Source organism: Streptomyces sp. NBC_01217, from assembly GCF_035994185.1.
GTDB lineage: Bacteria > Actinomycetota > Actinomycetes > Streptomycetales > Streptomycetaceae > Streptomyces.
Map to the genome: position 1 here is coordinate 6,945,867 of NZ_CP108538.1, position 12,052 is coordinate 6,957,918.

Consider the following 12,052-nt stretch of genomic DNA (forward strand, 5'->3'; position numbering starts at 1 on the left):
GCCTCCCGGAAGCCACCACGCATCACCTCGCGCCACCCCGTGCGGTACACCGGAAGGACCACCATGATCTCCACCCTCCTGTCCCAGTTGGAGCACGGGCCGGACGGTGATCCCACTCCGCGCCTCGTCTACGGGGCCGACTACAACCCGGAGCAGTGGCCACGCGAGGTGTGGGAGGAGGACGTACGGCTGATGCGCGAGGCCGGCGTGAACATCGTCTCCGTGGGGATCTTCTCCTGGGCCCGCATCCAGCCGGCCGAGCACGAGTGGGACTTCTCCTGGCTCGACGAGGTCATGGACCTGCTGCACGCGGGAGGCATCGGAGTCGACCTGGCCACCGCCACCGCGTCCCCACCGCCCTGGCTCACCACGGCGCACCCGGAGATCCTCCCGGTGACCGCCTCCGGTGAGACGGTGTGGCCGGGGGCGCGGCAGCACTGGCGTCCCACCTCGCCCGTCTTCCGCGAGCACGCGCTGCGCCTGGTGCGGACGATGGCCGAGCGGTACGCGAACCATCCCGCGCTGGTGGCCTGGCACGTCTCCAACGAGCTGGGCTGCCACAACATCTACGACTACTCCGACGACGCCGCGCACGCCTTCCGCGACTGGCTGCGCGCCCGGTACACCACGCTCGACGGACTCAACCACGCCTGGGGCACCGCGTTCTGGTCCCAGAGGTACAGCGGCTGGGAGCAGATCCTGCCGCCCCGGCTGGCCGCATCCCACCCGAACCCGACGCAGCAGCTGGACTTCAAGCGCTTCTCCTCCGACGCGCTGAAGGAGTATCTGCGCGCGGAGCGGGATGTGCTGCGCGCGATCACGCCCGATGTTCCCGTCACCACGAACTTCATGGTCATGGGCGGCACCAAGGGGATGAACTACGCCGACTGGGCCGACGAGATCGACTTCGTCTCCAACGACCACTACGTCACGCCCGGCCCTCAGGACCGCGACGAACTGTCCTTCTCCGCCAACCTCGTCAGCGGAATCTCGGGGGGACGGCCGTGGTTCCTCATGGAGCACTCCACCAGCGCCGTCAACTGGCAAGCCGTCAACCTGGCCAAACGCCCCGGCGACCTCGCCCGCGACTCACTGCTGCACGTCGCGCACGGCGCCGACGCCGTGTGCTTCTTCCAGTGGCGACAGTCGGCGGCCGGCGCCGAGAAATACCACTCGGCGATGCTGCCGCACGCCGGGCCCGACAGTGACGCCTTCCGCGCGGTGACCGACCTCGGCCGGACCCTCAGGACGCTGGCGCCGGTCGCGGGATCCGAACGCGAAGCAGCACGCGTCGGGATCATCTTCGACTGGGAGTCGTGGTGGGCGAGTGAACAGGACTCCCATCCCACTTCCCTCCTCGACTACCGCAAGGAGGCGCTCGACTGGTACTCCGCCCTCCTCACCCTCGGCGTACGGGCAGACGTCGTCACCGCACAGGCCGATCTCGATCGATACCAGCTCCTGATCGCGCCGGTGCTGCACGTCGTCCCCGCCGCGCTGGCCAAGGAACTCACCAGGTACACCGAGAACGGTGGCCATCTGGTCACCACGTACTTCTCCGGCGTCGTCGACGAGAACGACCACATCTGGCTCGGCGGCTACCCGGGAGCCCTGCGCGATCTGCTCGGTATCCGCATCGAGGAGTTCGGCCCCATGCTCGACGGTGACACGGTCGAAGTCGCGCTGGACGACGCCACGTCGGGCACCCTGTGGACCGACCGGATCACCGTCACCGACCCTGCGGTGGAGGTACTGGCCGAGTACCGCAGTGGTGCGTACGCCGGCCGCCCCGCCGTCACCCGCCGCGCCGTGGTCCAGGGATCGGCCGCCTACGTCTCCACCCGGTTGGGTGCGGAGGGCCTAACCGCCTTGCTGCCGAAGCTGCTCGCCTCTGCCGGTGTCGGCAGTGAACTGCCCGACGACGTACGGGGACATGTCGAGTTGATCGTGCGTCGCGACGGTCACAGCCGCTACCTCTTCCTGGTCAACCGGACCGACGCGACGGTGCCGGTGACGGGACTCGCCGGAGACGTCCTGATCGGTCGGACAGGCGATGACGACGCCCTCGTTCTCTCCCCGAGGGGCGTCGCCGTGCTGCGGCAGCCGGCGACCTGACGACGGGATTCGTCACACATACAGCACTGCCTCTCCGGCCCCCCTTGAACGGCCGCGCAACCCGCCGAGAGTCGCTCCGTAGCGCCCCTCGCGGGCAGTCCCGCGCACGGCATCGAAGGGGGGTTGGGAAACGCCGGCCGCGCACGTCGAATCCCTGGCCTGTCTCGGAAGTGCTGGTCACAGCCGCGCTCCGGTCGCTGTCACCACCACTTCCGAGGCAGACCTAGCTAGGACCAGTGCCCGATGGTCGCGTGCTCGACTGCTCGCTAGGCTCCTCGTGATGAGCGGTCGCCGCACGACAGCTCCGTTCCGACCAGGGGTAGCACATGCCGGCCGACGCCACAGCCCATGTACGCATCGCTCGTCCGTCACGTGATCTGGGCGCGGCGGAACAGTTCTGGATCTCGGGTCTGGGTCTCGATGTTCTGTACCAGCACGCGGCGGATGGCACGCCAGGTGACCACTCGCTCCTGATGGTCGGCTGGCCGGGTGCCGGGTGGCATCTGGAACTCGTGCACGATCCCGCCGCCACCGCGGATCCACAGCCGACGCCCGAGGACCTCTTGGTCGTCTACCTCGGCGAACCTGTGCCTGCCTCCCTGGTCGAACGCCTCGAACGGCACGGCGGCAAGCGAGTGCCGGCGCACAATCCGTATTGGGATACGTGGGGCGTGACGCTCCAGGACCCGGACGGGTACCTGCTGGTCCTCTCCACCAGGGAATGGTCCAACTCGTAGTGCAGGCACGGCCGGCACAGAGCCGGGCGGCGAGGCGGCCCGCTCAGCGGCCGCTGCTGCTTGTCGTGCGGAGCAGCCACTCCGAGAGCTTCCGTCGCGGGGGTCGAGCGATGATGTCGCCTCCGCGGGACCGTCCGGTCAGTTGCACACGGAGGAGAGTGGCGGTGTCCGGGCCGGATGCGGGCCGGATCTTGATGTCGCCGCTGCCGCGCTCCAGGTCGTCCGTGTCCACGACGATCCCCGGTCTGGTCACCAGGTCAGGTTTCCTCTGATGCGCAGGTCCGCATCGATGTGAAGGGTGTGGTGGGTGATCACCGCGTGGGTGAAGTCCAGCTTCGCCTCGCCGAGCATCAGGCGGATCTCCATACGACGTGGAACCGGCCAGCGGTCGGTGCGTGTGATGTCGCCGAAACGGTGGTCGATTCGGACCACGTCTTTGGCTTGTGGGGGGACTCTGCTGCGTAATTCGTCAGGCGGAGAGTTGGTAGCTGAGTCGTTCGAGCCTGCTGTGGCGGGCGCGGTCGAGTGGCCCGGTGGTCCAATGGGCGTCGAGCCGGATCACGTTGAGCGCGGTGGCGGAGAAGGCGTGTTGGAGGCGGACTTTCGGCAGGCCGCGGTAGCGGGCCCGGCGGATGCCGGTGATGTCGAGGGCCTGGTTGATGGTGCCCTCGACGCCGGCCCGGAGGGCGTACTTGTTCTTCCAGGTGTCGGTCTTCTGCTCGGCGCGGGCCCGGGCGGGGTTCTCATGGAGTTCCTCGGGACGCAGGGTGAGCATGCGGCGCCCGGTCTTCGAGGTGGTGCACTGCTTCTGGAAGGGGCAGTCGCGGCAGGTCAGGACGCTGAAGGTGATCACGATGGCGTCTGTGCCGTGTTGCTGGACGGGGTTCCAGTGGGAGCTGATCCTTCCGGCGGGGCAGCGGACCTGGCGGGTCTTCCAGTTGATGGTGAAGGCGTTCTTGTCGAAGCCTTCGGCCGCCCTGGCCTGCGCGGAGTGGTCCAGAAGGACCGGAGTGACCATGCGGATACCGTCCTGCGTGGCCTTGGTGATCAGGTCGGGCGACGGGTAGCCGGAGTCGAGGTAATGCTCGGCCGGTTTCACGCCGTGCTCCGTGAGGCTCTGCTGGATGGGAGCGGTCGCCTTCACGTCGGGCACGGCCGCGTCGGTGGTGTGCACGTCGGTGATCAGATTCGGCATCCTCCCGGACCCGGCGTCGGGGAGTGTGCCGCACGTTTCGGTGAGGTGGATCTTGTAGCCCATCCAGAACAGGTCATCGCCCTTGGCCGCCCAGCGTGCGTCCGCGTCGTAGGGGGAGGCCAGGCGGAGTTGACCGGGCGGGACGCCGTCGTCGGCGTCCCGCTTCCTGATCACCTGCCGTCCCCGGGCATCGGACCGGATGACGTAGGTCTGCACCAGGACCTGCCGCAGCAGACGCACCGCCTCGACCTCACGGATCCGCACCGGGGCGTCCTCGGCCCAGGCCGCCCGGCACAGGGCGAGGGCGTCCTGGCCGAAGACCTGGGCGAGGCGGCCGCGTTTGGCCTGTGAGGACGGCATCCGCCAGCCGTCGGTCCTCGGTCCGTACCGCTCGGCGAACTCCGGCACGTCGATCTGTCCGGCCAGCCAGACCGGCGCCGCGGCCGCCAGAGCCTCCAGCGCCGCCCGCACGCTCTCCCCGGCCAGCTCCAGCCGGTTCAAGTCCCGCACCGCACTGATCACATGGGTGGAATCGGTGCGCTGCTTGCCCCCGGCTGCAGCACCTGCTTTCACGGGCGAGGTTCGACCATGATCGGGCCCAGGAGGAGATCGTCCGCCTGATCGTGCGTGAACTCGATGGCCAGGATGTCGTACTGGTCGCGGACGAGACCGGGGATGCGAAGTCCTCGACCGGTGTGTCGGCGCCGGGCGCCAGTACTCCGGCGCGCTCAAAGGTGTCGGGCTGTGCCAGGTCGCCGTGCACCTGGCCGCGGTCACCGCGTCCGTGCGGGTGGTGATCGATCGGGCCCTGTATCTGCCGAAGGACTGGGCCGCGGACGAGGAACGCCGCGACGTGGCCGGCGTCCCGGAGGAGATCATGTTCGCGACGAAGCTGCAGCAGACCTCCGCCATGGTCGCCAACGCGCTTGAGCTGGGTGTGAAGGCGCGCTGGCTCGCCGGCGACGAGGTGTACTGCGGCCGTGAACTGCGCAGGGATCTGCGGGAGCTCGGGCTCGGCTACGCGGTCGGTGTGTCCCACGCATACACCGTCACGGATGGAGCGGGCCGCCGGTGGACGCCCCGCCAGATGATCAACAAGGTGCTGCCGCACCAGTGGATGCGCATGCGGACCGGACACGGAACGAAGGGCACCCGCGAGTACGACTGGGCCTGGCTGGATGTTCGCGCGGACGACACCCCAGGCGGACACGCAGACGACGGCACCAGCGTCCTGGTCGCCCGCCAGCACCGGTACACCGGCGAAATCTCCTTCTTCCGCTGCTGGTCGCCCGCACCGGTCACTCTCGCCCAACTGGTGGACGTCATCTGCCGACGGTGGCGGATCGAGGAGACTTTCCAACTCGGCAAGACTTTCACCGGCCTGGACGACGGACAGGTGACCTGCTGGAACTCCTGGATGCGCTGGTCACTGTTCTCCCTTGTCGCATCCGCCGTCCTCGCCCTGACCACCGCAGCCACGACCACGACAGTCCCTGCCGAACCGCCCCGTCTCGTCCCGTTGACCTGCCCCGAACTCGTACGGGTTCTGCGAGCGTTCGTCCTCAAACCACCAGTCAGGGACACGGAACACACCCTGCACTGGATGGCCTGGCGCCGCCACCACCAGGCCCTCGCACGAGCCTGCCACCAGCACCGACACGCTCTCCAGGACCAGCCATGACCAGAACTACAGCTGCCGTGTCGGTACCTACATCACGATCAACAACCGCGGCGACAGCATCCAGCAGGCCAACGCGACCTGAGCACACCCCGGATCGGCTACCCCTCGGCCTTGTCGACCGCGGCCTCGCCGATCTCCCGCCATGCCGATCACCGTCGGCCGACCCGGGCCGAGACCGGGGTCCGTGGTCACGGGTGGGGCGACGTCCTCCTCAAGCCCGTAAGGCCGAATTCCCGCGATTTCACAAAATGATAGGACCATAATGCGTCCATTCGGAAATGCCAATGCCAATGCCAATGCCGCGAAACTCCCCATCTCTACGGCCAGAAGGGGTGTTTTCCTGATCGTAGGCGCATTCCTTATTGGTGGCACGGTAGTCGTCGGTGCCGGCGTATCCGGCGACTCGAAGCGCGAGACGGTGGCTCAGACCTGCTATTTCTCTCCCGTTCAGTGCTTCTTCGCGTCGACGCGGTGACGACACACGAGTAGGCGGCACTGCCCTGACGTCGGTCGTTCGCGAGTCTCCGTCAGTCTGCTGACGGAGACCCTGCGCTTGTGCCGCGCGGCCTTTCTGACGTCGGGGCAGTCGGTTCAGCCGGTCATTGCTGCACAGGGGCACCCCTGAGATGCTGAACTTCTGCGCCGAACACGGTGTCGGTGCGGCGGTCGAGGTCGTCCCGGCCGGGAAGATCAATGGGGTGAACGAGACGTACGAGCGGGTTCTCGCCTCCGACGTCCGCTACCGCTACCGCTTCGTCATCGACACCTCGACCCTCGCCGTCTGACCACCAGGACTGAGCCATGACCACCATCGCCATCATCGGGGCCGGACCCGGCCTCGGAACCGCCGTAGCCCGGCGCTTCGGCCGCGAGGGCCACGACGTGGCCCTCATCGCCCGCAACCGGGAGCGGCTCGAAGCGCTGGCCGCCGACCTGACCACCGAGGGCGTCACGGCGCGCGCATTCCCCGCGGACGTACGCGATCCTGAGACCCTCGCGGCGGCCCTCGACGCGGCACATGTGACGCTCGGCCCGATCGAGATCCTGCAGTACAGTCCGGTCCCGCACCGGGACTTCATGCGACCGGTGCTGGAGACGGCTCCGGCCGACCTCATCGGTCCGATCGAGTTCTCGGTGTACGGGCCGGTCGCCGCAGTCCGGCAGGTCCTGCCCGACATGTGGGACCTGGGCCGCGGCACCATCCTCTTCGTCAACGGCGGCACCGCCGCCATCCCGCACCCGGACCGCGCCGGTACGTCCATCGCCTTCGCCGCCGAGAGCGCGTACGGCCATCTGCTGCACGAGACCCTCGCCGCCGACGGCATCCACGCCGCCCAGCTGGTCATCCCCGGGGCGATCGTCCCCGGACACCCTCGCAAGGACCCGGCCGCGCTCGCCGACGCCCTGTGGGCCATCCACCGGGACCGGCACGGCTTTCGGCACTACGCCGACGACCTCGACTCCTGACCGGACCCCGCCCCTTCCTCGACGCCATCCCATCCACACACGGCCGACAAGCTGTACTGGGAGAGCCTGGCCACGTCCCTGCGGGGGATCCGCAGGGACCTGCACACTCCCGCCTGCGGAGAGCCTGATCAACGACGGTACGGCGCCGGTGATCCACTGACTCGCCGTCGGCTCGACATCGAGGAGGTACGCCCCTCCCGGCGCTGATGAGCCAGCCCGCCCACCAGTACGCAGACGGCGCCCCCAACGATGAGGAACGCGCCCAGCACTACGGTCAGTCCGAGAACAACTGGTGCGATGCCGTTATCGAGCGCGCGGCGCTGGACCGCGGTCGTCGGCACGGTGCCGGACTCCTCGCTCAGGAAGAAGCGCGAGTCCATTGATTCCCGCGGTTGTCACCCAGGAGGAACATACGGCCTGCCGGCACCTTCACGTCGTACGGCCCGGTGACCGCCCCGATGTCTCTCTCCTTTTCACCGTCGATCCTCTCGATGGTGACTCGATGATCTCGGGGATACGAAGGCGCCATCGATCCGCTCGCAGTCGTGACCGTGTAGCCGCTCCGAACAGCCCAGACCGCCCCGCGGCCAGCACGGTCCCAAAGGCCGCGAGCAGCATTCCCGCTATCAGCAAACCCCGCCCTGCACGCATCCGCCGGCTCTCCCTCGTGGCACGCGGCACCGCTGCACAGTGCCGTCGCGCTCTGTCCGCTGACGTCGGTGAAGACACGGGCGGGCTCGCGGGCCACTGCTCCGGGGCCGGGCGCCCGGCCTTCGGTGCCGATCGGTATCTCGCGGCCCCCGATGGGCGCACGCCGATGGACACGGCGGTGAGCCATGACCGCCGCCGGCGTCGGCCGATGTGGTCACGCCACGGAAGCCCGCGCGCCGGACAGCGTGATGTTCAAGCAGTCGGAGTACCGGCGGCAGGCGCTCGCCGCGTCGCCGGAGGGGCCCGCGGCTCCCGGCCGACCGCCGCGCCCCGCCCCGTCGGGGCAGGACGCCGGGGCGGCCCGGGCGACTGACAGGTGAATTCCATCGGTACCTGGGAACCCGTGGCGGTGACCGCCGTGATGCCCTGGCGGAAATGTCCCAATGGTGAGCGGAATTCATTGTCGGAGAAACCCTCGGGCACAGCAATGTTCAGAGCGAACTCACACGCAGTTCTTCATTCCTCCCGTTCAATGCGAACGATACCGATCGGGATTGCCATCGCTTCGGCGTGACCGCCGGATCGAGGACCGATGAACCCACTGACCGTCGAAAGGAATACGTCATGACCGAAACCGCCCGCACCGCCGTCCGCCGACGTCTGCTGATGTGCTCGCCCAGCCATTTCGACGTCACCTACTCCATCAATCCGTGGATGGAACCCCGCAAGCCCGTCGACGCCGCCCTCGCCCTGGCCCAGTGGGAGCAACTCCGTTGCCTCTACCGCGACCTGGGGCACATCGTGGACGTCGTGGAGCCCGTCGGCGGACTGCCCGACATGGTCTTCGCGGCCAACGGCGCCACCGTGGTGGACGGCCGGGTGCTCGGGGCACGCTTCCGGCACGAGGAACGCACCGCGGAGGGCCCGCTGTACCTGTCGTGGCTGCGGGCCAACGGCTTCACCGACACCCTCTGGCCCGAGTACATCAACGAGGGCGAGGGCGACTACCTGCTCGTCGGCCGGCGCCTGCTGGCGGGCACGGGCTTTCGCACCGATCCCCGTTCGCACGCCGAGGCGCAGGAGTTCTTCGGCATACCCGTCACCGGACTGACCCTGGTCGACCCGCGGTTCTACCACCTGGACACCGCGCTCGCCGTGCTCGGCGACGACGAGATCATGTACTACCCCGAGGCGTTCACCCCCGGCAGCCGTGCGGTGCTGCGCGAGCTGTTTCCCGACGCGCTCCTGGCGACCACCGAGGACGCCGAGGTGTTCGGTCTCAACGCCTTCTCCGACGGGCGGCACGTGCTGCTGCCGCAGGCCGCCACGGGGCTGATGGCCGGGCTGCGCGAGCGCGGTTTCGAGCCCATCGGCGTGGACCTCGCCGAACTGCTCAAGGCCGGCGGCAGCGTCAAGTGCTGCACGCTCGAACTGCGCGAGGCCTGAGCCCCGACCGCGGTGACCCAACTACGGCCGGATCCCGCGGATTGCTCCTGATGCACTGCGACGTCCTCCCCGCCGCGCCCGCGGCCCGTGGGGAAGGAAGTCAAGTCCCCCCGACGAAACGGAGAGCGGAACATCATGTCTACGACAACCACCGAAGTGGTCAGCGCCCAGTACGTCACCTCCATCGCCGACACCGAGGAGCAGATCAGGGCCGCGCAGCGACTGCGCCACCAGGTGTTCGCAACCGAGATGGGCGCCAGGCTCTCGACACCGCTGGCCGGCCACGACATAGACGCCTTCGACGCGTATGCCGACCACCTGATCGTCACCGACACGTCCACGGGCGACGTGGTGGGCACCTACCGGATGCTGCCGCCGGGACGCACCGAACAGTCCTACTCCGCCGGTGAGTTCGACCTCCAAGGCCTTTCCCGGGCGCGGCCTTCGATGATCGAGGTCGGCCGCTCCTGCGTCCACCCCGACCACCGCAACGGCGCCGTGATCAACCTGATGTGGTCCGGCATGGCCCGCTACGTGCTGCTCTCCGGCCACCGTTACCTGGGCGGCTGCGCCTCCGTACCGCTGGACGACGGCGGTCTCGCCGCCGCCAACGCCTGGCTGCTCGGCACCACCAAGCACGCCTCCCCGGCCGAGCACCGGGTCCACCCGCGCAAGCCCTGGACCCCGCAGGGCCCGAGCGACGGCAAGCCGAGTTACGCGCTGCTGCCGCCGCTGCTCCGCGGCTACCTGCGCCTCGGTGCCTGGATGTGCGGCGCCCCCGCCCACGACCCGGAGTTCGGCGTCGCCGACTTCTTCGTCCTGCTCGACATGGACCGCCTGGGCGACCGCTACCGCCGCTATTTCCTCGGGGAGGACCAGTGAACCCCTGGGCCGTGGAGGCGCTCTGCACCCCGCGTTGCGCCACCGACGCCGGCCCGCGGGTACCGCTGTCCGTCACCGCCCGCCGCTACGCCTCCCTCGCCACGACGCTGCTGCGCAGCGTGGCCGACGGGGAGCGGCTGTCCGGCCCGGCGACCCTGCGCCGCCGGGCCGAGGCGGCCCTTACCGACCTCGGCATACGGCTGGAGAGGGCGCCCTGCGCCGAGCCGCTGACAGCCCCCGGGCCCGTCGGCACCCTCGTCGTGGCCAACCACATCTCCTGGCTCGACGTGGTCGCCCTGCTGGCCGTCGAACCCGAACTGACCCTGCTCGCCAAGCGCGAGGTCGGCACATGGCCCGTGGTCGGGGCACTCGCCCGGCGCATCGGCACCCGATTCATCGACCGCGAGGGGCTTCGTCAACTGCCGGGTGTGGTCGCCGACCTGGCGGACACCCTGCGCTCCGGCCGGTCCGTCGTGGTCTTTCCTCAGGCCACCACCTGGTGCACGGTGGCAGGGGGATCCTTCCGGCGCGCCACCTTCCAGGCGGCGATAAACGCGGGCGCCCCGGTCCGGCCCGTCACGATCGACTACCTCCAGCACGGCAGGCCCAGCACGGTCGCGGCCTTCCTCGGCGACGAGGACTTCGGCACCTGCCTGCGCCGCGTCGCCGGGGCCCGCGCTCTGTCCGTACGCGTGACCATGCACCGCCCGCTCGCCGGAACGGACCGGCGGACACTGGCCGCCATGGCCCAACAGGCCGTATCAGGGTCGGAGTTGCCCAATCATGTCTGAACTGTTCGACCGACTGGTGGAGTTACTGCAGGCCAGGCTGGACTCGCCCTGGCTGTGGCCGATCGTCTTCGTGGTGGCCGGCCTGGATGCCCTGCTGCCGCTCATGCCCAGCGAGACCGTCGTCGTCACGGTGGCCGTGCTGTTCGGCGGGGACCTCCCGCACCTGGCGGTCCTGGCCGCGGTCGCCGCCTGCGGCGCCCTGACCGGCGACTGCGTCGGCCACTGGTGCGGACGCCGCTTCGGACCCCGCGCCGTCGCCCGGCTGATGCGCGGCGAGAAGGGCCGCCGACGGTACGCATGGGGCCGCGCCATGGTCCACCGGCATGCCTCCACCCTGGTCGTGGCGGCCCGCTTCCTGCCCGGCGGACGTGTCGCATCCAGCATGTCCACCGGCAGCCTCGGCTTCCCCTTCCGCCGCTTTCTCGTACTGGACGCCACCGGGGCGGGCCTGTGGGCCGTCACCAGCACCGCCATCGGTTACGTCGGCGGGGCCCGCTTCGGCCACGACCCCGTCAAAGGGCTCCTGCTGGCCTTCGTCCTGGCCCTGGCCGTCGTCGGCCTGATCGAACTGGCCCGCAGGCTCTGGATCCGCCGCTCCCGAGCCATCGGCCACGGGTCTGCCCCCGGCCGGCTCGAACACACCGCGCCATCCGACTGAGGCCGCGAGCCCGACCCCGAATATCCGCGCAGAATCCGCAAGGCCGTGACCGGGGCGGCAGAATTTCCCTGACGGGCCTACACCGCACGGAAGTTGGCTCGGCCGAAGTCCTGGTCGAAGCGTCCGGCGAAGTGCTTCGCGAGGCGCTTCCCGGGTGTGAACCTACAGGCGTTCCACCATAATGTCTAGACCAGTATTAGTGACTTAGTGTATGCGGAACCTTGCGACAGGTGATGCAGATGTGACCTGGGACACAAGATCCTTGACAGCTGGTAGGGCGTTACCGAAAGCTCGTTCATCATTGGTCTGGACCACAATGAATGGGCGGGGTTCATGTTCGATCCGTCGCGCGACTTCGCTGTTTCCGTCATGGCTGTGCTGCTTTCGCGAGGTGAACGCCGGTTGGGAGCATCGGAGTTGCTGTCGCAG

At 68.9% G+C, this 12,052-nt stretch carries 11 protein-coding genes and 1 pseudogene; 9 read left to right on the plus strand and 3 right to left on the minus strand.

The genetic code is table 11. From position 1 onward, the window contains the following. Positions 1-63 precede the first annotated feature (63 nt). Positions 64-2,115 carry a beta-galactosidase gene (locus tag OG507_RS31000; protein WP_327370409.1) on the plus strand — a complete coding sequence of 684 codons (2,052 nt, stop codon included), beginning with the start codon at positions 64-66 and terminating at the stop codon, positions 2,113-2,115. Between the two features lie 326 nt (positions 2,116-2,441). Further along, positions 2,442-2,852: a VOC family protein gene (locus OG507_RS31005; RefSeq protein WP_327370410.1), complete on the plus strand. Its 411-nt coding sequence runs from the start codon at positions 2,442-2,444 to the stop codon at positions 2,850-2,852. 43 nt (positions 2,853-2,895) lie between these two features. Here OG507_RS31005 and OG507_RS31010 read toward each other — a convergent pair whose 3' ends face one another. From OG507_RS31010 to OG507_RS31020, 3 genes are read right to left on the minus strand one after another with little or no spacing between them, the layout of a single operon-like run. Continuing rightward, the gene (locus tag OG507_RS31010) at positions 2,896-3,105 is read right to left on the minus strand and encodes a hypothetical protein (protein ID WP_327370411.1); all 210 of its coding nucleotides are present in this window, start codon (positions 3,103-3,105) and stop codon (positions 2,896-2,898) included. After that, positions 3,102-3,284, minus strand: coding sequence for a hypothetical protein (locus tag OG507_RS31015; protein WP_327370412.1), 183 nt, complete (start codon positions 3,282-3,284; stop codon positions 3,102-3,104). Before OG507_RS31015 ends, OG507_RS31010 begins: the two co-directional genes overlap by 4 nt. Before the next feature lie 37 nt (positions 3,285-3,321). Continuing rightward, positions 3,322-4,407: a transposase gene (locus tag OG507_RS31020; protein WP_442811121.1), complete on the minus strand. Its 1,086-nt coding sequence runs from the start codon at positions 4,405-4,407 to the stop codon at positions 3,322-3,324. A 191-nt stretch (positions 4,408-4,598) separates the two neighbouring features. Here OG507_RS31020 and OG507_RS31025 point away from each other — a divergent pair. From OG507_RS31025 to OG507_RS31055, 7 genes and pseudogenes are all read left to right on the plus strand, one after another. Continuing rightward, a pseudogene (locus OG507_RS31025) lies at positions 4,599-5,728 on the plus strand (IS701 family transposase); the annotation flags it as partial. Between the two features lie 626 nt (positions 5,729-6,354). After that, entirely contained in the window at positions 6,355-6,513 is a 159-nt protein-coding gene (locus OG507_RS31030; RefSeq protein ID WP_327372251.1) for a hypothetical protein, read from the plus strand. 16 nt (positions 6,514-6,529) lie between these two features. Beyond that, a complete protein-coding gene (locus tag OG507_RS31035; RefSeq protein WP_327370414.1) occupies positions 6,530-7,195 on the plus strand; it encodes an SDR family NAD(P)-dependent oxidoreductase in 666 nt (221 codons plus the stop codon). A gap of 1,275 nt (positions 7,196-8,470) precedes the next feature. Continuing rightward, complete coding sequence (gene ddaH / locus OG507_RS31040) at positions 8,471-9,292, plus strand: dimethylargininase (RefSeq protein WP_327370415.1); 822 nt, start codon at positions 8,471-8,473, stop codon at positions 9,290-9,292. A gap of 135 nt (positions 9,293-9,427) precedes the next feature. Continuing rightward, on the plus strand, positions 9,428-10,174 hold the full coding sequence (locus OG507_RS31045) for a GNAT family N-acetyltransferase (RefSeq protein ID WP_327370416.1): 747 nt from the start codon (positions 9,428-9,430) through the stop codon (positions 10,172-10,174). Next, positions 10,171-10,965 carry a lysophospholipid acyltransferase family protein gene (locus OG507_RS31050; RefSeq protein ID WP_327370417.1) on the plus strand — a complete coding sequence of 265 codons (795 nt, stop codon included), beginning with the start codon at positions 10,171-10,173 and terminating at the stop codon, positions 10,963-10,965. The genes OG507_RS31045 and OG507_RS31050 overlap by 4 nt, the downstream gene beginning before the upstream one ends. Beyond that, positions 10,958-11,623, plus strand: coding sequence for a DedA family protein (locus OG507_RS31055; protein WP_327370418.1), 666 nt, complete (start codon positions 10,958-10,960; stop codon positions 11,621-11,623). Before OG507_RS31050 ends, OG507_RS31055 begins: the two co-directional genes overlap by 8 nt. Positions 11,624-12,052: the final 429 nt, after the last annotated feature.